At 49.7% G+C, this 22,137-nt stretch carries 17 protein-coding genes; 11 read left to right on the forward strand and 6 right to left on the reverse strand.

What is annotated here, in order from left to right:
- Positions 1–207 precede the first annotated feature (207 nt).
- The 5 genes from JUB14_RS00795 to JUB14_RS00815 all read left to right on the forward strand — a co-directional run bounded on the left by JUB14_RS00795 (position 208) and on the right by JUB14_RS00815 (position 6,229).
- Positions 208–1,941 (forward strand): M3 family oligoendopeptidase, encoded by a 1,734-nt coding sequence (locus tag JUB14_RS00795; protein ID WP_207503605.1) that lies wholly within the window; start codon positions 208–210, stop codon positions 1,939–1,941.
- A gap of 78 nt (positions 1,942–2,019) precedes the next feature.
- On the forward strand, positions 2,020–2,322 hold the full coding sequence (locus JUB14_RS00800) for a hypothetical protein (RefSeq protein ID WP_207503606.1): 303 nt from the start codon (positions 2,020–2,022) through the stop codon (positions 2,320–2,322).
- A gap of 233 nt (positions 2,323–2,555) precedes the next feature.
- Positions 2,556–3,632, forward strand: a complete 1,077-nt coding sequence (locus JUB14_RS00805) for an NAD-dependent epimerase/dehydratase family protein (RefSeq protein WP_207503607.1) — start codon at positions 2,556–2,558, stop codon at positions 3,630–3,632.
- A 14-nt stretch (positions 3,633–3,646) separates the two neighbouring features.
- Positions 3,647–4,594 (forward strand): glycosyltransferase, encoded by a 948-nt coding sequence (locus tag JUB14_RS00810; RefSeq protein WP_207503609.1) that lies wholly within the window; start codon positions 3,647–3,649, stop codon positions 4,592–4,594.
- Between the two features lie 3 nt (positions 4,595–4,597).
- The gene (locus tag JUB14_RS00815; RefSeq protein ID WP_207503611.1) at positions 4,598–6,229 is read left to right on the forward strand and encodes a hypothetical protein; all 1,632 of its coding nucleotides are present in this window, start codon (positions 4,598–4,600) and stop codon (positions 6,227–6,229) included.
- On the opposite strand, the gene JUB14_RS00820 is transcribed toward JUB14_RS00815, so the two are convergent.
- The 6 genes from JUB14_RS00820 to JUB14_RS00845 form a co-directional block, all read right to left on the reverse strand.
- The gene (locus JUB14_RS00820; protein ID WP_207503613.1) at positions 6,222–6,653 is read right to left on the reverse strand and encodes an RrF2 family transcriptional regulator; all 432 of its coding nucleotides are present in this window, start codon (positions 6,651–6,653) and stop codon (positions 6,222–6,224) included. The genes JUB14_RS00815 and JUB14_RS00820 overlap by 8 nt on opposite strands.
- A gap of 102 nt (positions 6,654–6,755) precedes the next feature.
- Entirely contained in the window at positions 6,756–8,459 is a 1,704-nt protein-coding gene (locus JUB14_RS00825; RefSeq protein ID WP_207503615.1) for a response regulator, read from the reverse strand.
- A gap of 217 nt (positions 8,460–8,676) precedes the next feature.
- A complete protein-coding gene (locus JUB14_RS00830; RefSeq protein WP_207503617.1) occupies positions 8,677–11,082 on the reverse strand; it encodes a 3-hydroxyacyl-CoA dehydrogenase/enoyl-CoA hydratase family protein in 2,406 nt (801 codons plus the stop codon).
- A 54-nt stretch (positions 11,083–11,136) separates the two neighbouring features.
- Positions 11,137–11,601, reverse strand: a complete 465-nt coding sequence (locus tag JUB14_RS00835; protein WP_207503620.1) for a MarR family winged helix-turn-helix transcriptional regulator — start codon at positions 11,599–11,601, stop codon at positions 11,137–11,139.
- 137 nt (positions 11,602–11,738) lie between these two features.
- The gene (locus tag JUB14_RS00840) at positions 11,739–12,962 is read right to left on the reverse strand and encodes an MFS transporter (RefSeq protein WP_207503622.1); all 1,224 of its coding nucleotides are present in this window, start codon (positions 12,960–12,962) and stop codon (positions 11,739–11,741) included.
- 25 nt (positions 12,963–12,987) lie between these two features.
- Positions 12,988–14,235 (reverse strand): peroxiredoxin family protein, encoded by a 1,248-nt coding sequence (locus tag JUB14_RS00845; protein ID WP_207503624.1) that lies wholly within the window; start codon positions 14,233–14,235, stop codon positions 12,988–12,990.
- Between the two features lie 142 nt (positions 14,236–14,377).
- On the opposite strand from JUB14_RS00845, the gene rsmH reads away from it, so the two are divergent.
- The 6 genes from rsmH (at position 14,378) to egtB (ending at position 22,111) form a co-directional block, all read left to right on the forward strand.
- Positions 14,378–15,304: a 16S rRNA (cytosine(1402)-N(4))-methyltransferase RsmH gene (gene rsmH / locus JUB14_RS00850; RefSeq protein WP_207503626.1), complete on the forward strand. Its 927-nt coding sequence runs from the start codon at positions 14,378–14,380 to the stop codon at positions 15,302–15,304.
- Between the two features lie 30 nt (positions 15,305–15,334).
- Positions 15,335–15,745: an FtsL-like putative cell division protein gene (locus tag JUB14_RS00855; protein WP_207503629.1), complete on the forward strand. Its 411-nt coding sequence runs from the start codon at positions 15,335–15,337 to the stop codon at positions 15,743–15,745.
- A gap of 85 nt (positions 15,746–15,830) precedes the next feature.
- Positions 15,831–17,972, forward strand: coding sequence for a PASTA domain-containing penicillin-binding protein (locus JUB14_RS00860; RefSeq protein WP_207503631.1), 2,142 nt, complete (start codon positions 15,831–15,833; stop codon positions 17,970–17,972).
- A 5-nt stretch (positions 17,973–17,977) separates the two neighbouring features.
- Positions 17,978–19,462 carry a UDP-N-acetylmuramoyl-L-alanyl-D-glutamate--2,6-diaminopimelate ligase gene (locus JUB14_RS00865; protein WP_207503633.1) on the forward strand — a complete coding sequence of 495 codons (1,485 nt, stop codon included), beginning with the start codon at positions 17,978–17,980 and terminating at the stop codon, positions 19,460–19,462.
- Between the two features lie 93 nt (positions 19,463–19,555).
- The gene (mraY, locus tag JUB14_RS00870; protein WP_207503635.1) at positions 19,556–20,770 is read left to right on the forward strand and encodes a phospho-N-acetylmuramoyl-pentapeptide-transferase; all 1,215 of its coding nucleotides are present in this window, start codon (positions 19,556–19,558) and stop codon (positions 20,768–20,770) included.
- A gap of 120 nt (positions 20,771–20,890) precedes the next feature.
- Entirely contained in the window at positions 20,891–22,111 is a 1,221-nt protein-coding gene (gene egtB / locus JUB14_RS00875) for an ergothioneine biosynthesis protein EgtB (protein ID WP_207503637.1), read from the forward strand.
- The last annotated feature ends 26 nt before the right edge of the window (positions 22,112–22,137 follow it).

A 22,137-nucleotide genomic window follows, 5' to 3' on the forward strand; every position in this document is an offset into this window, starting at 1 on the left:
CATAATGAGATTAGGTTAGGTTGATTGGTTAAAAAATCCGGCACACTCGTGCCGGATTTTTTTTGCTTACAGACAAGCTACTGTATGGTTTGTTACGTGGAGTGGCTACTTTTAGAGGAGTGGCTTGCTAATTTTACGGCTTCCCCTAACTTTGGTTCTTCAACAGCGTTATTATACAGATACTATCATTGAAGTAATACCTTACCTATGGCCCATCAAGACACCGTAGAAATACCTCAGCGGCCCCAGCGGGCTTTTATTGGAGAAGAATTTGATCTGAAAAGCTGGGATGATCTCCAGCCGTTTTACGAGAATCTTAAAAATCGTGAAATCAATAGTGGTAACGATCTGAGACAGTGGTTCCATAATCGCAGTGAACTGGAGTCGTACCTCTCTGAAAACTTTGCCTGGCGGTACATCCGACAGACCTGTGATACGGCCAACGAAGAGCTGGTGCAGTCCCTGCAGTTCTTTATTACGGATATTCAACCGCACCTGGCCGCTTATAGCAACGAGCTGGACAAGAAAGTAATCGAAAGCCCTTATCTGGCCGAGCTGAAAGACCAGGGCTTTGGAGTAGCAGTGCGGGGTATGAAGAAATCCATCGAGATATTCCGCGAAGAAAATATCCCACTACAGACCCAGATCCAGACTGAGGAGCGTAAGTATGGAGCCATCGCCGGAGCCATGACTGTAACGCTAGATGATGAGGAAATGACCTTGCAGAAGGCCGCCGACCGGTTGCAGTCAACTGATCGGGCGGTGCGTGAGGAAGCCTGGCGGGCCATCAGCGAACGCCGGTACCAAGCGCACAATGAACTGGACAGCCTGCTTAATAAGCTGGTGGAGCTACGGCATAAAATAGCCCATAACGCCAGCTTCGATAACTTCCGTGACTATATGTTTGCGGCTCTGGGGCGTTTTGATTATACTCCACAAGACTGCTTCGATTTTCATGAGGCCGTTACGGAGGCAGTAGTTCCCCTGCTCAACGATATGGCTCAGGAGCGTAAAGATACGCTGGAAGTAGATACGCTGCGTCCCTGGGATACCAAAGTGGACATACACGGGCGCCCGCCGCTAAAGCCATTCCAAAGTGGTCAGGAACTGCTGGACAAAACGATCCGCTGTTTCACGAAGCTGGACCCCTTCCTGGGCAACTGCCTGCGCATCATGAAAACGATGGGACACCTGGACCTGGAGTCGCGGAAAGGCAAAGCGCCTGGTGGCTATAACTACCCACTGGATGAGGTAGGGGTTCCGTTCATATTCATGAATGCCACCTCTAACCTGCGTGATATGATCACGCTGCTTCACGAGGGGGGTCATGCGGTGCATTCGCTCCTTACGCGCGATCTGACGCTCAACTCATTCAAGCATCCACCTTCGGAAGTAGCCGAGCTGGCCTCCATGTCCATGGAATTGCTGACGATGGACTACTGGGATGAGTTCTTCGCTAATGAAGAGGACCTGCGCCGGGCTAAGATCCAGCACCTCGAGTCCATTATCGAGACGCTCCCGTGGGTGGCTACCATCGATAAGTTTCAGCACTGGATGTACGAGCATCCGGAGCATACTCCCCAGCAGCGTACCGATGCCTGGGTGCAGATCTACAAGCAGTTTAGTGATAATGTAACGGACTGGTCAGGACTGGAGAAATTCTGTCATTACCTGTGGCAGCGGCAGTTACATATCTACGAGGTACCTTTTTACTACATCGAATACGGGATAGCCCAACTAGGTGCCATTGGTGTATGGAAGAACTACCGTGAAGATCCTGAAGCGGGACTACAGGGATACATCAATGCTCTGAAACTAGGTTATACGGCTCCGATCGGAGAAATCTATGCCGCGGCTCGTATACCTTTTGACTTTTCCAAAGAGCATATTACTGACCTGATGGATTTTGTGCGGAAAGAATTGGAACAGTTAAAAATTTAATAAAAACGAGCAAATGCTATTTGGTGGTTTTGGAAAAGGCCGTTACTTTTGCACAAAATCTATATAGACAAGTATACAATGAAACTCAGAAAGATAGCCGCATTGGTGGCAGGTATAGCGTTACTATCATCCTGCGAATATCAGAAGTATAACCGTGTAGAGCAGGAGGACCTACGTGAGGGTAGTGAGTACGTTTATGGACCTCACCCTGATTCGGCTGCCCGTCAGCTTTCTAATAAGTATGAAGATAATCCAGAGATGGATAAGCGTGCTCTTGCTATTCGTGAGAAGCTTTTTGGTAATACTGATGGTACTCCCGGTAGTACTGTACAGAGCGCTGCTGCCGCCCAGCAGGATACCACAGCTGCACAAGCCCAGTAAGTAACATATATCTGATACTGTAAGGCAGTGCTTCTTGACAAGTGCTGCCTTTTTTTGTCTTAGAGCTAAATTTACAAAACAATATCAGAATAGGATAGTTGAACGGGATGGGTATACGAGTGCCGGTTGGCCATTGGATAATTTTTATTAATTTTTCATCGTATTTACAGCAAAACAACATTTCTTGTAACTATTATATCCATTCTAATTTAAAACACTAAGTACTCTAAACTATGAACATAGCATTGGTTACCGGTTCAGCCGGCTTGATAGGAAGTGAATCTGTGGCTTTTCTGGCCGACAAATTTGATGTAGTCATAGGAGTTGATAACAATCTGCGTCAGTACTTCTTCGGAGCCGATGGCAACACCGAATGGAACCGCAACCGTATCACCGAAGCCTTCCCCAACTACAAGCACTACTCAGCCGATATCCGGGAGGTAAGTCAGCTGGAGCCTATCTTCAAGGAGTATGGTCAGGATATCAAGATGATCGTACATACCGCTGCTCAGCCTAGCCACGACTGGGCCGCCCGTGAGCCCTTCACTGACTTTGGCGTTAATGCCACCGGTACGCTCAACATGCTGGAGATGACCCGCCTGAACTGCCCTGACGCTGTGTTTATCTTCACGTCGACTAATAAAGTGTATGGTGATAACCCCAACTACCTACCACTGGTAGAGCTGGAAACCCGCTGGGAGATCGATCAGAACCACCCTTACTTTGAGAATGGTATTGATGAGCAGCACAGCATTGACCATACCAAGCATTCAATATTTGGAGCTTCTAAGGTAGCGGCTGATATCATGGTGCAGGAGTACGGTCGCTACTTCGGCATGAAGACCGGTATCTTCCGCGGAGGCTGTCTGACTGGCCCCAACCACTCCGGTGCGCAGCTGCACGGCTTCCTGGCTTACCTGATGAAGTGCGCCATCACCGGCAATCACTACACCATCTTTGGCTACAAAGGCAAGCAGGTACGTGACAACATCCACAGCCACGACCTGGTGAACATGTTCTGGCACTTCTACCAGAACCCCCGTCCGGGCGAGGTATACAACGCCGGTGGTGGCCGCTTTGCCAACTGCTCGATGCTGGAAGCTATTGCGCTTTGTGAGCAGATTTCAGGCAAGAAGATTAGCTACTCCTACTCGGATACCAACCGTATTGGTGATCACATCTGGTACGTGAGTGACCTTACCAAGTTCAAGTCGCACTATCCGGGCTGGAACTGGGAGTACGGTCTGGAAGAAACCCTCACCCAGATCCACGATGGTATCGCTGCCCGTCTGGCAGGTCAGGCTGTTTAATTTAAAGAGTTAAAATGCCTGAAAAGTACGTTATTCTTATTCCCCAGTTTAACGACTGGGAAGCCCTGAATTTACTGATAGAAAAACTCAATGAAGACGTGGAGGCCGATACGTTGGCCAATACGTCTTTATTGGTGGTAGACGACTGCTCATCCCGGGATCGTTCGGAGCCCTTTACGCCTTTTAAGGGTACTGGTATCCAGGTATTAAGGTTATACCGTAACCTGGGACACCAGCGGGCTATTGCCATTGGTCTGTCCTATCTGGCCCGCGAGGTTGACTGTGATAAGGTCATTGTCATGGATGCCGATGGGGAAGATGCCCCCCGTGATATCAATAAGCTGGTACAGAGGTCGGTCGAAAGGCCGGATAAGATCATATTTGCACGGCGGACCAAGCGGCAGGAAAACGCACTGTTTCGCGTTTTTTATATTATCTATAAGTCTATCTTTAAGCTCCTGACAGGGAAGGTCATCACGTTTGGTAATTTTAGTCTGGTACCTCAGCGGCGTCTTCAGAATCTGGCCAGGGTATCGGAAATATGGAATAATTATCCCGGAGGTATAATCCGTTCGCGTATTCCGTACGATGATGTACCCATAGAACGAGCCAAGCGACTAGCCGGAGAGAGTAAGATGAACTTTGTGTCGCTGGTACTGCACGGACTTAGCGCTATCTCGGTACTGATAGATACTACCGCCGTACGCATCCTGATATTTTCGTTGTGGATGTCGGGATTGGTGCTGGCGTTTATAGTTATTATCTTATTCCTCAAAGTAATCGGAAACGCTACTCCGGGCTGGGCCTCCACCCTCGCTACTACTTTGGTGATCGTTATTATGCAGTCGTTTCTGATTTCGCTGTTTCTGGTGTTTATGGTACTGCAGTACCGTACCCAGCAGCACTTTATCCCCGCTGTACATTACCGCGACTTTATCGAAAAAGTCGAAACCATAGCCTGATGCATGCTTACTTTTGATTACTCTCCTCTGATATACTGGGCTATTGGCTATTTGTTGGCAGGTGTGGTAATTTGGTCGGGAGTCAGTCGTCGTATTTCTAATCTGGCGTTTTTAAGCCTTAGCGTCGTGCTGCTAGTCATGATGAGGCTTCCCGTCCTCGTGATGAATCGGGAGATCAACCCCGATGAAAGCCAGATGATCAGCCATGGGATTACACTTTACTACAGTCCTGTTTACTGGCAGTCGGTGGATGGTACTACCATCGGTCCGCTGGACAACTACCTGCTGGTACTGCCGCGTCTGCTGGGCTTCCAGGTTGACTATACGTCGGCTCGTGTGATGGGGCTGCTTTGTGCGGTAGGGGCTTTACTTTTCTTTTTCGGCGCCGTGCGCCGCTGGTTTGGTAGTAGTACCGCCCGTCTGGGCTTACTGTTTCCGCTGCTCTTCCTGACATTCACGCAGGAGCCGGACTATGTTCACTATTCCAGCGAGCAGCTTCCGGTACTACTGCTAAGCTTTTGCCTGTGGTTGCTGGCCAGATTATCTACAAGTCAGTCACTCTCAGCCCGCTGGGCCTACCTGCTGGGTTTTGTAGCCGGAATGGTACCTTTTGCCAAACTACAGGCGGTGCCTCAGGCTGTGGTTCTGGCGTTAGGTGGTATCTGGATAGCTTACCAGTACTTCCGGTCCGAAAAGCAGTACAAACCCTTGGTAGCGCTACTACTGGGAGGCCTTACATTCCCGATACTGGTTACAGCTTGGACGCTCTACCACGGGGTATTCGATGACATGATCGATTTTTACCTGCTGGGCAACGCTATCTATGCTGGTAACAATAGCATTTTTACTATTCCGTCCTACCTGATCAGGCTGGTGTCACTCAGCCCTGATTTTCTATTTTACATCCTGCTTCTGGTAGTACCCATAGCGGTTGGCGTGGTACAGTGGGTAAGGCCTGCTTCCGGCCAGGGAGGATCTCTGTGGACTTTTCTGCCGTTGCTGTTTGTGGTGTACCTGTTGGCGGCCCTTTATGCGGCTACCAAGTCGGGTAACGCTTTTGTGCACTACCTTACGCTGTGTATATATCCATTGGCATTAGCGGCTTTGTGTGGTTTGCATTGGCTACGCCAGCAAAGAGTTGCCTGGTCTTTTGCCCTGCCTGGACTGTTGATATTCTGGTTTGCGGGAATGGATGCTTTCTCGGCCGTAAAGTATCGGCAAATCAACGCATATAATTCCGTAGGAGCTACTTCGCTGCCTGAGAGTACGTTGGTCAGCGAAATAAAGAAATACACCGAGCCGGGAGATTACCTGGTGGTGTGGGGGTGGAACCTGCTATACTATGTAGAAGCTCAGCTGCCACAGGGTACTGCCGAGAACCATTCCGAAAGGAGCATTTTTGTACATCCATTGCGTGATACATATCGGAATCGTTACATCAGTGATATAAAGAGAAACCGTCCGGTGGCGTTTGTGGATGCGGTGGATAATAGCTTGTGGCTGGGTAATCGCGAAGCCGAAGGGTACGAAAGCTTTCCTGAACTGGCTGGCTTTATAAAGCAGAACTACCGCTACGTGGGTACCTATGACAAAAACTTACTATTTATCCGTAAGGATAAGTACCCCGCTAAATAAGTCCGGGGTACTGGGCTTTTAGGAGGTCCTTAAGCGTAGTCTGATCCAGAACGTCCAGGTTCGCATCGCGCCATTTCTCCATAACTATCCGTAAGCTACAGGTCTCTTCATCCACGCAGTCCTCACACTTTCCGTAAAAGTAAAGCGACACACAAAGAGTAGGAGCAATGGGGCCATCAATAATGCGAAGTACCTTTGAAAACTTTACTTCTTCGGGAGGAATACGAAGCAGGTAGCCTCCTCCTTTACCTTTCTGGCTCTGCAGAATACCGTTGTTGCGCAGGTCGAGCAGAATAGCTTCCAGAAACTTCTTGGGGATTTTTTCTTTTTCAGCAATATAGGATATCAGTACCGGGCCTTTCCCATACTGTTCAGCTAGTACTTTCAGGGCTTTTAAGGCATATTTAGCTTTCTTCGAAATCATTGAGAGGCGATGAAGTATAAAAAATCTATATATCAAATATAGTAAATATTTTGATAACAGGAGGCTGGGGACCAAGGCGGCAGTAATACCGGAGATACAGGCTTATTTTACCTCAATAGGATTTGCAGAGTTCAGAGGCTCTCTGGAAAGACGGGGGAGAATAGTATCATAGAAGTCCTTGGGAAGGAAAGGCTTGGTGAGATAGGCCGTGAATCCGCTGGACATGGCGCGCTCTTTTTCAACGGAGAAGGCTGAGGCTGTAAGCGCGACAACAGGAATGTCCCGGTTTAATTCACGAATGATCCTGGTAGCTTCGTATCCATCCATTTCGGGCATTCGCAGGTCCATGAGTACCAGGTCGTATGCGTTGGCCTTGAACTTCTCAATAGCCTCCAGTCCATTCACGGCCGTATCAAACTGAATGCTACGACGCTTAAGGAAGTTAGTGGCTACCAGTAGGTTGATCGGGTTGTCATCTACTACCAGTACGCGGGCAAACGAGTAGGTGTCGGTTGTTTCAGGAAGAGCAACAGGCTCCTGCTTAGCTACTTCTTCTACTTCTTCGATGAACGGGAAGTCGATCGAAAAGGTGAAGCTGGACCCTTTGCCAACCTCGCTGAAAAGCTGTATTTCACAGCCGAACAGGTGCAGTAGTTCTTTGGTAATAGCCAGACCCAGACCCGTACCACCGTACTGGCGGTGTGTGGCCACTGTAGCCTGCGTAAAGCTTTCAAAAATAGTAGGCTGCTGCTCGTACGGGATTCCTATACCGGTATCAATGACCATGAAGTGCAGCCTTACTTTTTTCTCGTCCTTGCCGATTACCTTACTTACCACCTTCACCGACCCTTTCTCCGTAAACTTAATCGCATTATGAATCAGGTTGGTCAGGACCTGATTGAGCCGTACCTTATCACCTACGATCTGCAAAGGCATAGTAGCATCTACCTTAAAAATCAGATCCAGCTTTTTCTCGGCGGCCTTAGGAATAAAAGTTTTCTCTAGACTTGTCAGTAGTGCCCTTACATCAAACGGAACCGGGTCAAGCTGTACGTGGTTGGAGTTAATTTTATTGAAATCAAGTATATCGTTCACCACCGCCATCAGGTGATCCGAAGAGAATTTGAGCGTCTGTATCAGATCACTCTGAAGATTATTCTTCTTATTATCCTGCATCATCAGATGTACAACACCTACTATACCATTCAGGGGGGTACGTATCTCATGGCTCATCATGGACAAAAACTCTGATTTAGCACGAGTCGCCTGTTCGGCTATAGTCTTTTGCTTTTCTAGGGCTTCATTCTGTTTCTGAAGGGTATAGCGCAGGTAGAACTCTTTTTTATCCTTCTCGTACCGCATCTGGCACACGTAAGGAAATACCAGGTAGGCTCCTATCAGGAATAATCCGCCCTCACCTATAAACTGGGTAAGAGAACCAGGACTATGAAAATAGATAGCACTGGGAAGCAGCAGCATAGGTACCAGTGCTGAGATCAGGGCGTATCGGAAGTTCCACCGGACCACCAGCAGCGTAAACAGCAGAACGAGGATGATGTTGAATGTTTCCCGCTCATACGTCTGGTGTGGGACTTTCCACAGCAGGTAAGCGTGGAAAGCCGTCATTGTCAGCGTAGTATACAGAGCCAGGTTAGAGCTGCTAATCTTGTTTTTGTAATTTAAAAACAGGAATACAGCTATGGTAGCACTGGCCAGTAGCTGAATAGTTAATACCAGCTGCGTTAAGGGATTATTATGTATGTAGAAAAGAACAGACGTAATGGGATAGCCTACTATGAAAGCCATAGTAAGCATTCGGTGGCTCGAACGGGCTCTCACCTCAAGCTCTCTTTTCCAGAGGTTGTTGTACTGATAAGAGTAGTCAGTTTTGTTCAAGCAGATAAAATATTTTTAAAGCAGATAAAGTTTGGTACAAGGGAGTGAGCCTTGCCTATATCAAGCAAAAATCCCGCCAAAAATGAATTTTTCTGGCGGGATTTTTTGGTCTATAATCGGCTGATAGCTAGTTGCGTGGTGGTTTGCCTCCGGTTAGTAAGCCCTGCATCCGTTCCAGCGTTTTCTTCTCACCACAGAGGGATAGAAAAGCCTCCCGTTCCAGGTCCAGCAAATACTGTTCCGTAACATTCTGTGGATAACTTAATTCGCCTCCACATATTACATAGGCCAGTTTATTTGCAATCTTGACATCATGGTCACTGATGTAGTTGGCCATGCGCATCTGAGAGATACCCGCCTGGAACAAGGCGATACCTGTTTTGCCCTGCACCTTAATGTCCGAGCGTGGAGTCGGCTGGGTGTAGCCATTGTCAGCCAGCTCTACGGCGGCCTGTTTGGCTTCTGCAATCAGGCGGCTACGGTTCAGTACGATCTGGTCTTTGTCCTGCAGGTAGTTCATTTCGTAGGCTTCCTGTGCCGAAGTCGATACCTTAGCCTGGGCAATATTCATGAAAGCGTTCTGCAGTACATTCAGCTCGGGATCGCCGGTGCGGTAGAGATCGGAGCAGCGAACGGCCATTTCTTTGGTTCCTCCTCCGGCAGGTATCAGACCTACTCCCAGCTCTACGAGTCCAATGTAGGTTTCGGCGTGGGCTACTACCTTGTCGGCGTGCAGGGTCAGCTCGCAGCCACCACCGAGTGCCAGCGTGTGCGGAGCTGCTACTACCGGTACTGACGAGTAGCGGGCACGCATCATGGTCTGCTGGAACTGGGCGATCATGAGGTTGATCTCGTCAAAGTCCTGCTCAATCGCAAACATGAACAGCATAGCCAGGTTCGCTCCCGCCGAGAATGCCTCCGTAGATTCATTACCTATAACCAGTCCACGGAAATTCTTTTCGGCCAGGCTGATGCCTTTCTGGATTCCTTCTACCACCTCCGAACCCATCGTATTCATCTTGGAGTGGAACTCGAGGTTGAGGATACCATCGCCAATGTCATACAGGCTGGCGCCGGCATTCTTCCAGACCACATTGTCCGAGAAGTTGTTCAGGAGAATAAAGCTTTCCTGCCCCGGTACCGGCTTATAGCTTCTGGATGGGATATCGTAGTACAACCGCTTACCTTTCTCGGTCTTGTAGAACGACTCGTTTCCGGCTTCGAGCATTTCGTATACCCACGGAGCTGGCTGCTTGTCCAGACTTTCCATAATGCCCAGCATTTTGCGGATACCAATGGCGTCCCAGGTTTCAAACAAGCCCATCTGCCAGCCGAAGCCAGCCGTGATAGCCTGATCGATGCGGAATGTTTCGTCGGATATCTCGGGTATGCGGTAGGTTGCGTAGCGGAAGGCATCAGCAAAGGTCCGGCGGTAAAATTCACCTGCTTTATCCTTACCATCTAGTAGTACACCGAATCGCTTTGACAGATTATCGATGGCTTTGGTACCCTCCAGCGTAGCAAACTTTACTTTCTCGCTCGGGCGATACTCCATGGTATCAAAGGCCAGGGCCATAATGACCGTCTTTCCTTTTTCGTCCTTCGTCTTTTTGTAGAAACCCTGCCCGGTTTTGTCGCCTAATCGCTTGGCTTCGAAGAGCCGCTGCATAATAGGGGGCAGCATAAAGGCTTCTCGCGACTCATCCGTCGTTTCACCGGCCTGGTACAGGTTATTGGCAACATGTACGGTGGTATCCAATCCGACCAGGTCCGACAAGCGGAAGGTACCTGATTTGGGGCGGCCTACTACCGGACCTGTCAGCTTATCTACTTCCTCCACAGTCAGACCTATTTCTTCGGCGGTCCGAATGGTCTGCACCATGGCATAGATTCCCAGACGGTTGGCAATAAACCCGGGAGTATCTTTACAGAGTACTGTATTCTTACCCAGGAACAGGTCACCGTAGTGCATCAGGAAGTCGATGATAGCCGGGTCGGTCTGGGGACCGGGTATGACTTCCAGCAGGCGCAGGTATCGGGGAGGATTAAAGAAGTGGGTGCCGCAGAAATGACGTTGGAAGTCCTCGCTACGTCCTTCTGACATCAGGTGAATGGGGATACCCGAGGTGTTAGAGGTAATCAGCGTGCCCGGCTTGCGGAGCTGGTCTACCTTCTCAAATAGGCTCTTCTTGATATCCAGGCGCTCTACGATTACTTCAATGATCCAGTCGTAGTCTTTTATATCTTTAAGATTATCATCAAAATTACCCAGCTTGACCCGCTCCGCAAACTTGGAGCTATAAAGCGCAGCCGGTGAAGCTTTGAGTGTATTCTGGAAAGATTCGTTAACGATGCGATTCCGAACAGCCTGGTGTTCCAGGCTGAGTCCTTTGGCAGTTTCGGCCTCGGTAAGTTCACGGGGTACTATATCCAGCAGCAATACCTGTACACCAATATTGGCAAAATGACACGCAATGCGTGAGCCCATGATGCCGGAGCCAAGTACGGCGACTTTACTAATTGAACGATTCATTAGTTAAAAGGTATAAATGGTTTTTAGGATGATTTTTAGCTCAAAGCAGAAGTACTAAATATCCTCTACTCCTTCACTAGCCTTAAGTTTCTGATTTTCTTCTTCTACAATATGATTGATCTCTTTGATGACGTCCAGAAAGATAACAAGCTTATCCAGTGGTATCTTTTCACGGATCATATTATTGAAGGATATCACGCCCTCCCGGGCCATTTCGCGCTTGCGACGGCCCTCTTCGGTAAGCATGATATGTACGAAACGCTTGTCGGTTTCGTGTACTTCGCGCCGGATCAGCCCCCGCTCTTCGAGGTTTTTGAGCATCCGCACCAGGCTCCGGGGTTCCATACCCAGTAAGGGGGCTATTTTGGTAGCGGGAGTTCCGTTTTCGCTATCAATATTGAGCAACACATAGCTGGTAGCCATGGTCATATCAAAGCGGGCGGCATGAGCATTGTACATCCGGGATATCGAATGCCACGCCCATTTTATATGAAAATCCACTGTTTTTTCCTTACGCATACCTTATCAGATCTTGTGTGGCGTCAGAGTTGATCTCCTACAAAGAAATAAAATTAAATATTATTATGCAAGCATACTATCTTATGCTTGTTAGCTTCTTACAAAGCTGTAAAAAGCTGTTCCCGATACTGAATAATTTAACGGGCAGTAGCCTCAAGGGGCTGAGGAGCCGTATCGATTGGCTTGACCTGACGGGCTATGAAGATACTGAGAAAGATAGCTGTCATCGCAAAGAGGCCTACCAGACCATAATTGGTAACCTGTCCTTCGGGAGTTTTGCCGACTATGAGGCCTGCGCTATAAGCCGCCAGTGACTGGGCCAGTAGCTGTACCGACGAATTGATAGCCATAAAACCTCCGCGTTGGGTAGGTGTAACCACCGAGGTGACCATGGCCTGGGTAGGTACCAGTCGGCCATTTGAAAATACAAAGAACAGCCCCGAAACAAACAGGACGAACGCCAGCGGCGAAGGCGTCATGTGCGTAATAAGGTAGATAGGCAGCATGGACAGCAGTGCGAATACCACAAACACCGGGTACTTGCCCCGGCGGTCGGCCAGTTTGCCTACCATAGGAGCCGAGAATATAGTAAGCGCCCCACCCACCAGGTAGATGAGATATACATTGGTCTCGCTAAAGCCTACATTGGCTACAAGGTACGGGGTGATGAAGGGAATAATGCTGAAGTGCCCCAGCATGATGGTAGTAGTCAGGAACAGGGCCCGGAGCTGATTGGGGTTCCGGGTTATATTGGTCAGTACGGATAGAGGGTTACTGCGCTGCTGTTTGCTTTGTACGTGTTCGTTCAGAATGGGAACGTACCGCCAGATCAGAAATAGGACACCCAGCCCCAGTACGCCTACAAATACAAAGGGGGCATGCCAGCTGTATTCTGTGGCAATGTATAATCCGAATGGTACGCCTGCCACCGAAGCCGCCGAGAAGGCCGTCATGACGATGGACATAGCCTGAGCGCGTCGCTCGTAGGAGAATACATCGCCTACTATGGAAAGTACCTGTGAGCCAAGTACTCCGCCGAAAATACCCGCCAGCGCACGGGCTGCAATGAGCAGCCCATAGGTAGGGGCTATGGCACAAGCCAATGTACCTATCACGAAGCCCCCATAGGCCAGTAGTACCACGTACTTACGCGGGAAGCGATCTACTACAAAGGCCGCCAGAAAACCCGATATGCCGGCGCTGAGGCTGTATGATGAAACGATCAGAGCGAACTCCTGCGGGCCGATGCCGAAATACCGCATCAGCTGCGGACCCAGGGGCATCATGATCATGAAATCTACTATATGCGTAAAGTTGATACATGCCAGCACCAGGAGGAGCAATCGTTCGCTGCGGGTCATAGGTTTTTAGGGGTTAATCATATCCTTACTTTTCACTAACCAGTTTATCGATCAGCCGGTTGAAGTCTTCTACAAACTCATCGTAGTAGTGGCCGGTACCGGGGCCGTTGAAGCCGGTATGAATCTGGCGTACCTTACCTTTTTTGTCTATCACAATGGTAGTCGGAAACGACATGATGTGGTTTAGCATGGGCAAGGACTTAGCTGCAAGGGCTTTGTCGTTTAATCCGGCCAGCAACACAGGGTACTCTATATCGTAGCGGTCAATCATGCGGCGGAGTTTAGGAGCGGACTCCTCCAGCTTATCCGAACGCTCGTACGCAAGCCCTACGATCTCTACCCCCCGATCCCGGTTTTTCTTGTACCAGGGCGACAGGAAATTGCTTTCGTCCATACAGTTGGGGCACCACGATCCCATGATCTGCAGGATCACTACCTTGTTCTTAAAGCGCGGATCGCTGAGTGATACCTTCTTTCCTTCTGTGTCCGGAAAGGTAAAGGAAATGGTTTCGTAGCCGGGTTTCAGGTAGGTAAGCTTGGTAGCGTCGGGTAGTTCGGCCTTAGGATCGCGATGCGCCGTCCAGGTTTCATATCCCGTAATACCCGACCAGAAGCTTCCTTTGAGAGAGCCATCGGACTGGAAGGCGGCTTTGAACAGGAATACATGAGAGCCGTCAAAGCACGACAGGTACAGGCTGTCGCCTTTAACACTACCCGCCAGGTAGCGGTAGTCGCCGGTAGGCGTCAGGAAAGTACCCTGCACCGTAGTACCCTTTTGCTCAAATACACCCACCGCTACGGTAGAGTCCTTTCCATCTTGGCTGCGAAATAGGGTAGCCCATTTACCGTCTACATTTCTGCTGGAGGTAGTATTTTCTTCTTTAAAAAAGCGGTAGGTGTCGCCAAAGGTAGCCTTAAAAGGCAGCGTAGCTACTACTTTGCCCTGGCGGCTACGCTTCCACACGCCCGAAAGTTTATCTCCTTCCACCTTTGCTACCAGGTCAGAATCAAAAAGCTGCATCGGAATGTGCAGCGAATCATTCTCAACATAGGCCGTATCAAGCTGAAGCCGTTCAGTACCATTGAGGGAGTAAACGGTATAGGTTTTTTGATCAGGATTGGCCTGAATATCTAGCAGAAAGGGAAGTTTTTGTCCGTCGCGGGTAAGGGTGGCGCGCCAAACGCCGTTTTTTACAGGAGTACTGGAAGCCGAAGCGCCGGTAGCGGATGCCATTAAAAGTAAGGCGGCAAACCAGAGCAGATTTCGTATCATAATCACGTATTTAGCAATCGGGAGAGGACTTTTGATAAAAATTAAATCAGTAGCAGGCAGCCATGTGTACCATTGAAAATTGCTAAGTTTGTAACGGCCCCTTGCCAAGAATAAGTTCCTCAATACGTTGCTTTTTAAGAGAATGGATATACAGAATAGCTATCACGATCCGGTCATGCTTCAGGAATGCCTGAATGGACTGAATATAAGTCCCGAAGGTACGTACGTAGATGTGACCTTCGGAGGAGGAGGGCATTCAAGAGCCATTCTGGAGCGGCTCACTACGGGGCGTCTGCTTGTATTTGATCAGGATGCTGATGCGGCTGCCAACGCCGCCGCTCTGAAAGGTGATCCCCGTTTTACCTTTATACCCGCTAATTTTCGCCACCTGCGCAGGTACCTGCGCCTCCACAAAGCCGAACAGGTAGATGGTATCCTGGCCGATCTGGGGGTTTCGTCACACCAGTTTGATACGCCGGAGCGGGGCTTCTCGACGCGATTTGAGGCCGAACTGGATATGCGCATGAACCAGCAGGGTGAAAAAACGGCCCGGCAGGTACTTAACGACTATCCGGTAGAGGATCTGCAGCGTATCCTGGGGCGCTATGGCGAAGTACATAATGCCCGTACGGCGGCCGAGGCTATTTTTGCCGCCCGGCACAACACGACAATCGAGACAGTCAACGATCTGAAGGACATACTATTGCGCTACGCACCCCGCCACCGCGAGAACAAGTATTTTGCGCAGGTATTTCAGGCGTTGCGTATCGAGGTAAATGACGAATTGAGTGTACTGGAGGAGTTTCTGGAGCAGATTCCGGAGGCTCTGAAGCCCGGCGGACGGCTGGTGGTCATGTCGTATCACTCGCTGGAAGATCGCCTCGTCAAGAACTTTATCAACAAAGGGAAGTTTGAAGGAGAGGTGGAAAAAGATTTCTTCGGTAATGAAATCAAACCCCTGCGGGGCGTTACCCGTAAACCCGTAGAAGCTACGGCCGAAGAGGTAGCCCGTAACCCGCGTGCGCGCAGTGCCAAGTTGCGCGTTGCTGAAAAGATTGGAGAAGAATAAGAAAGAGTAAGGTTGTAACAGATTACAGGGATGGCAATAAACAAGCGGAGAATACAACCTAAGCCACCACGTCCCCGGCGGCAATATCAACTATTCAACTGGCTGAATCGCTTCCTGCCCCTGGACCGGTTCTTTGGAGATAAAGAGCCCGGTAAGGAGGAGCGTGTACCGGTCAAGTACTTTTACTACCTGGGGTGGCTGGTGCTGCTACTGGTAGTATATGAGCGGATTGGGTACTTGTCAGAGCAGTATGTCCGTAAGAGCATCAAGCTGCGAAGTGAGGTGGAAGACTTGCGTGCGGAGTATACTTCGATCAAAGCCGAATACATGAAAAGCGGCAAACAGTCCGAGATCATTGAGAAAATGAAAGCGTCGGGACTGGAAGAAAACCTGATGCCCCCGCACAAGATCATAGTCCAGTCACCGGACCAAAAGCGGTAGGTGATACATCAATAATACGTAATCAGGATTGAATGGCAGGAGCTTATCCTGTCACCGATACATCAGCAGCAGAGATAAGTACAACATGAAAAGCAGTAACGGAGGAGGCCAGAACAATAAGCAGGCGTTAATAACCCGGGCTCGCACTGTTGCGTTCTTTCTGGGGTTATTTGCGGTCGGGGTGTTTGCCAAGCTCATTCATGTGCAGTTTTACGAAACCTTCAAAGGCAAAAAGTGGTCGGCCTACGCCGAGCAGAATGACCTGAAGCTGGATACCATACCGGCTATGCGGGGTAATATATACTCCAGCGATGGGAGCCTGCTGGCTACCTCTCTTCCCTACTACTACGTAGGACTGGACGTAAAAGCTTCCAGTGAAGAGTATTTCAATGAACATGTTGATGACCTGGTTGATCTGCTGGTAAGAAACTTTGGCGAATATTCGGCGGAGCGGTACAGGCAACGTATCACATCGATCCGCCGTAGTAAGCGCTCACGCTACCTGCGCCTCAAAAGCCGCGAAATCAGCTACCTCGAGCGTGAAAAGGTACTATCATGGCCTTTCTTCCGTCGCGAAAAGGGGGGCGGAGGCGGTAAATTTGAAACCGTGTACCGCCGCTATGAGCCTTTTATGCCCATGGCCGATCGTACCATCGGGGGTCTTAACCCACGTACCGGTAAAGGCTGGGTAGGTGTAGAAGCCAGTTTTGATACGAAGCTGTCGGGCCGCAACGGAGTAGAACTGGTGGAGCGCGTAGAAGGTGGAGTACGGATACCCGTTGGAGATGAACTGAACATACGGCCTGAACCTGGCCTTGATGTGTACACTACCCTGGATATGAACTTTCAGGATATGGCAGAGTCGGCCTTGCGGCGTACGCTGCTGCAGTACCAGGCCGACTATGGTTGTGTTATAGTGATGGAGGTAGCTACGGGCGAAATACGCGCTATGGCAAACCTTACCAAGCGGAGCGATCAGGACTATCGGGAGGTATTTAATTATGCCCTGGCCGGTAGCACCGACCCCGGTTCTACCTTTAAGCTGCCTACCATGATGGCTGTTCTGGAAGAAACCGGTCTGGACCCTAATCGTGAATGGGTGGATACAGGCGATGGACTGGTCCACTATCGGAGAGTGAAGATTGAGGATACCAAGCGGGGCGGACACGGTAAGATTACCGCCAGAGAGGTAATGGAAAAATCCTCCAATGTGGGTGTACACCTACTGATGCAGAAGTACTTCTACCATCAGCCGGACAAGTACCTGCAGTACCTGAAAAAGTTTCATCTGACTACGCCTACGGGCATTCATATGAAAGGCGAAAAGCCTCCTCTGATCCGTGATCGGTCTTCCAAGCAGTGGAGTCGTACCTCACTTACCTTTATGTCGTACGGGTATGAGCTTCAGATGACCCCTTTACAGACGCTTACTTTGTACAATGCCGTGGCTAATAACGGGTACTGGGTACGCCCCATGATGGTACGCCAGATTCGTAGTGCCGAAGAAGTAGTGGACCAGCTGGAGCCTTACGTGGAAGAGGTTCCGCTCTGCTCGCCCAAGACCATCCGAAATGTACAGGAAATGCTCGAAGGGGTAGTGCAGCGAGGTACCGCCCGTAATATCAGCGCCAGCCACTACCGCATAGCCGGTAAAACGGGTACCGCCCAGAAGCTGGTCAATGGTCAGTACATGGTAGGGAGGTACTCTACATCCTTCGCAGGTTATTTTCCGGCCGATAAGCCCAAGTACAGTTGTATTGTCGTGATTGACAGTCCGCGTGGATTTAGCCGGGAGCAATTGTATGCAGGTAGTGTGGCGGCTCCGGTGTTCAAAGAGATAGCCGACCGTATCTATGCGTATGATATTACTATGCACAAGCCTATCCACAGAAAGCCTACTGAAGCGGCTAAAATGGTACAGTGGGTCGGTAAAGGTGCCGAACTTAAAGCTATCAGTAAAGCCCTGGATCTGACGCCGCTGCCCGAGGGTGAGGAGTGGGTACAGGGTACGGTTGTGGCTGCGGGTGATGTGCGCTGGCAGGCCAGACCGGTAGAGCGACCCGATGTACCGGACCTGAGCGGGATGGCCTTGCGTGATGCCCTGTATATCCTGGAAAATAAAGGGTTTAGGGTATCCTTCAAAGGAGCCGGTAAAGTAGTAGATCAGTCGCTGCCGCCGGGCTCAAAGGTATCGGGCCAGAAAAACATCTTATTGACATTACAGTAATCGGAATGGAAGATCAAAACCAGAAAATACTAAGTGAATTACTACGGGAGGTACCTCATGCTACGGTAGTAGGAAATACTGACCGGGCTATTAGTGAAATAGTACTGGATTCGCGCAAGGCAGATACTAATAGCCTTTTTGTTGCCGTCCGGGGTACCCAGACGGACGGGCATCAGTACATAGCTACGGCTATTGCGCAAGGTACCCGAGCGATACTTTGTGAGGAACTGCCTGCCGATACCCAGGCGGATGTTACTTATATACAGGTACTTGATTCGGCCCGGGCTATGGGGCTGATGGCCTCGGCTTTTTATGGATATCCTTCCCGCAACCTCCGGCTGGTGGGCGTGACCGGAACCAACGGTAAGACCTCAGTAGCTACCTTCCTGTTCCAGTTGTTCAGGGGGCTGGGCTACCGGTGCGGGTTAATCTCGACGGTACAGAACCAGATCGAGGATGAGGTGATTCCCTCTACCCACACAACGCCCGATTCACCTAACCTGAACCGTCTGCTGGCGGAGATGCATCGCAAAGGGTGTAACTACGTGTTTATGGAGGTAAGCTCGCATTCGGTGGTGCAGCAGCGGATCGCGGGGCTGAAATTTGCCGGGGGGATCTTCACCAACATTACTCACGATCATCTTGATTTCCATAAAACTTTCGATAACTACATAGCTGCCAAAAAGGGCTTCTTTGATCAGCTACCCGCCGATGCGTTTGCCCTCGTGAACATTGACGACCGCCGGGGCTCCGTGATGGTGCAGAATACCAAAGCCCGGATCGAAACCTATTCCCTTCAGACTATGGCCTCCTTTCGGGGCAAGATGCTGTCGGATACCCTGATGGGGATGCACATGGAAATCAACGGGCAGGAAGTATGGTTCCGGGTGATCGGACGCTTCAACGCTTATAATCTGCTGTCTGTGTATGGAGCGGCGGTACTGCTGGGTGAAGAACCCGGAGAGGTGCTGACGGAGTTGTCGAGTCTGAAAAGCCCCGCCGGACGCTTTGAACAAATGCATTCGTCCACCGATGTAGTAGGTATCGTGGACTATGCCCATACGCCCGATGCCCTTGAAAATGTATTGGAGACTATTTCACACCTGCGCCAGGGGCATGAGCAGGTTATAACGGTAGTAGGGTGCGGAGGCAACCGTGATGCTGAAAAGCGCCCCCACATGGCGGCCATTGCCTGCAAGTACAGCAACCGGGTCATACTGACCTCGGACAACCCGCGTCATGAAGATCCGCAGGATATCCTGGATCAGATGATGAAGGGGGTACCTCCGCTGGATTTCAAAAAAGTAACCGTCATACCGGACCGGCGTGAAGCTATTTATAAGGCCTGCTCCGGAACCAACCCGCACGATATAGTGCTGGTAGCCGGAAAAGGCCACGAAACCTATCAGGAAATCAAGGGCGTTAAGTACGATTTTGACGATAGGGAAGTCCTGCGTGAAGCATTTAATAGCCATGCTTCGGTAAAGTAGAACGAAAAAAGATTAAGAAATAAAAGGTGGTTTCACTTTATTAGGGGTTAAAACAGCACCTTTACTCAACTATTACTTACAGATTCATTACCCATGCTTTACTACTTGTTCGAATACCTCGACAGACAATTCAACTTTCCGGGTGCAGGTGTATTCCAGTATATTTCCTTTCGTGCTCTAGGTACTACCTTCCTGTCTCTCCTGATTGGGGCCGTGTACGGAAAACGACTGATCAATTATCTGCGCAAAAAACAGGTAGGTGAAACCATCCGTGATCTGGGGCTGTCGGGGCAGATGGAAAAGTCGGGTACCCCTACCATGGGAGGACTTATTATTCTGGCGGGTCTGCTCATACCGGTACTGCTCTTTGCAAAGCTTTCTAATGTATACATTATCCTGCTGATCATTACTGCCATCTGGACCGGGTTCATCGGCTTTATTGATGACTATATCAAGAAGTTTAAGAACGATAAAGAAGGATTGAAAGGGATGTTCAAGATAGTAGGGCAGGTGGGCCTGGGGTTAATCGTGGGTCTGACGCTCTCTTTCAATGATTACGTCAAGATCAGGGTATATGATAAGCCCGTAGCCAGTTCTACGATCGGTGAGGTACAGCGCTACCATGATATCATCAGCCCGACTATTACGACCCTGCCCTTCATCAAGAACAACGAGTTTGATTATAGCTCGCTGCTGTTCGGGGTACTGCCCGACGAGTATACCTGGATCATCTATACCATTATTGCCACTTTTATTATTACGGCGGTATCTAACGGTGCTAACATCACAGACGGTATTGACGGACTGGCGGCCGGAACCTCTATTATTATTGTGCTTACACTGGGAGTACTAGCCTATCTGTCGGGTAATGCCCGTTTTTCGCAGTACCTCAACATCATGTATATACCGAACTCAGGAGAACTGGTAATATTTTGTGCGGCCTTTGTCGGGGCCTGTGTGGGTTTTCTCTGGTATAATGCGTACCCGGCGCAAGTATTCATGGGAGATACGGGTAGTCTTATGCTGGGAGGTGTCATAGCCGTACTGGCGCTGGCTATCCGAAAGGAGCTGATGATTCCCTTGCTGTGCGGTGTGTTTCTGGCCGAGCTCCTGTCGGTCATACTGCAGGTAAGCTACTTTAAGTATACCAAAAAGAAATACGGGGAGGGGAGGCGTATCTTCCTGATGTCGCCGCTCCACCACCACTTCCAGAAGAAAGGCTACCATGAATCCAAAATTGTAACCCGCTTCTGGGTAATTGGTATCATGCTGGCCATTATGACCCTGGCGACGCTTAAACTGCGTTAATAAGGCCATCCTAATTGGGAGAGGCTGATAAACATCTGCTTAAGTAATTGGTTGTAGTAGGTAGAAACGTATGCTCCTGCATAGTTTCTACCTACTTTTTTTGTCAACCAGCGCTATTGAATGAAAGCAGAAATAGATTCTCTCCAAACAACCTACGAGTCCCATACAGTATCTGATCTTACTTCACAGTCTACCCTACTGGAACAGTACCGTAGTGTAAGGACCTACACCGAGGCGCTGTGTAAGCCTTTGCGAGTAGAGGACTACATCCCGCAGCCCGTTGAGTTTATCAGTCCGCCGAAGTGGCATCTGGCGCATACGACCTGGTTTTTCGAAGAATTTCTGCTTTGTAAGTACCAGCCCGGCTACCAGCGATTCCATCCGGACTTCAGCTACCTGTTCAACAGCTACTACAACCACGTCGGTACCCGCGTACTGCGTACCGACCGGGGCAACATCACGCGTCCGGGAGTAGAGGAGGTATATGAGTACCGCCGCTACGTAGATAGTGCTATGCAGGAGCTGTTACAGCCTGATAAGATTACGGACGAGCTGCAGGAAGTCATACTACTGGGGCTGAACCACGAGCAGCAACACCAGGAGCTACTTATTACGGATCTGAAATACATTCTGGGTCATAACCCTATTTTTCCGGTATATAGCGAAGGCTACACGCTGACCGAACGGGCCAATCTAGAGACAGGGATTTTATCTATCGAGGAGGGACTATATGGCATTGGCTATAATGATCAGGGCTTCTGCTACGACAATGAGCTGGGCCGCCACAAGGTATATCTGGAAGCCTTCGAGATTAGTAAGGCGTTGGTTACGAACGGCGAGTACCTGGAATTTATGAAAGATGGAGCCTATGAGCGCTTTGACCTGTGGCTGGACGAAGGCTGGTCGTGGGTGAAGCAGAATAATGCCAAAGCTCCCCTGTACTGGCATAATATAGAGGGCGAGTGGTACTACTACACCCTGAGCGGTCTCAGGAAAGTAGAGCCTGACAACATACTATGTCACATTAACTTCTACGAGGCGATGGCCTTTGCCGAATGGAAAGGAATGCGCCTCCCGACTGAGTTTGAATGGGAAGTAGCCGCGTCGCAATTCCAGTGGGGTACCCGCTGGGAGTGGACCCATAGCGCCTACCTACCATATCCCAGATTTAGTAAGGCACCCGGTGCTATCGGGGAATACAACGGCAAGTTCATGATCAATCAGATGGTACTGCGGGGAGCCTCTACGGCTACCTCACCCCATCACAGCCGGGCTACCTACCGTAACTTTTTTCACCCGCACCTGCAGTGGCAGTGTACGGGTATCAGGCTTGTTCGTTAAATCAGATTTATACACACCTAGAGATT

The organism is Telluribacter humicola, from assembly GCF_017355935.1.
GTDB lineage: Bacteria > Bacteroidota > Bacteroidia > Cytophagales > Spirosomataceae > Telluribacter > Telluribacter humicola.

Bases quoted from the DNA above. Each gene is read 5' to 3' on its own strand.
- JUB14_RS00795 (WP_207503605.1), top strand. From the start codon at position 208: ATGGCCCATCAAGACACCGTAGAAATACCTCAGCGGCCCCAGCGGGCT.
- JUB14_RS00800 (WP_207503606.1), top strand. From the start codon at position 2,020: ATGAAACTCAGAAAGATAGCCGCATTGGTGGCAGGTATAGCGTTACTA.
- JUB14_RS00805 (WP_207503607.1), top strand. From the start codon at position 2,556: ATGAACATAGCATTGGTTACCGGTTCAGCCGGCTTGATAGGAAGTGAA.
- JUB14_RS00810 (WP_207503609.1), top strand. From the start codon at position 3,647: ATGCCTGAAAAGTACGTTATTCTTATTCCCCAGTTTAACGACTGGGAA.
- JUB14_RS00815 (WP_207503611.1), top strand. From the start codon at position 4,598: ATGCTTACTTTTGATTACTCTCCTCTGATATACTGGGCTATTGGCTAT.
- JUB14_RS00820 (WP_207503613.1), bottom strand. From the start codon at position 6,653: ATGATTTCGAAGAAAGCTAAATATGCCTTAAAAGCCCTGAAAGTACTA.
- JUB14_RS00825 (WP_207503615.1), bottom strand. From the start codon at position 8,459: ATGGCTTTCATAGTAGGCTATCCCATTACGTCTGTTCTTTTCTACATA.
- JUB14_RS00830 (WP_207503617.1), bottom strand. From the start codon at position 11,082: ATGAATCGTTCAATTAGTAAAGTCGCCGTACTTGGCTCCGGCATCATG.
- JUB14_RS00835 (WP_207503620.1), bottom strand. From the start codon at position 11,601: ATGCGTAAGGAAAAAACAGTGGATTTTCATATAAAATGGGCGTGGCAT.
- JUB14_RS00840 (WP_207503622.1), bottom strand. From the start codon at position 12,962: ATGACCCGCAGCGAACGATTGCTCCTCCTGGTGCTGGCATGTATCAAC.
- JUB14_RS00845 (WP_207503624.1), bottom strand. From the start codon at position 14,235: ATGATACGAAATCTGCTCTGGTTTGCCGCCTTACTTTTAATGGCATCC.
- rsmH (WP_207503626.1), top strand. From the start codon at position 14,378: ATGGATATACAGAATAGCTATCACGATCCGGTCATGCTTCAGGAATGC.
- JUB14_RS00855 (WP_207503629.1), top strand. From the start codon at position 15,335: ATGGCAATAAACAAGCGGAGAATACAACCTAAGCCACCACGTCCCCGG.
- JUB14_RS00860 (WP_207503631.1), top strand. From the start codon at position 15,831: ATGAAAAGCAGTAACGGAGGAGGCCAGAACAATAAGCAGGCGTTAATA.
- JUB14_RS00865 (WP_207503633.1), top strand. From the start codon at position 17,978: ATGGAAGATCAAAACCAGAAAATACTAAGTGAATTACTACGGGAGGTA.
- mraY (WP_207503635.1), top strand. From the start codon at position 19,556: ATGCTTTACTACTTGTTCGAATACCTCGACAGACAATTCAACTTTCCG.
- egtB (WP_207503637.1), top strand. From the start codon at position 20,891: ATGAAAGCAGAAATAGATTCTCTCCAAACAACCTACGAGTCCCATACA.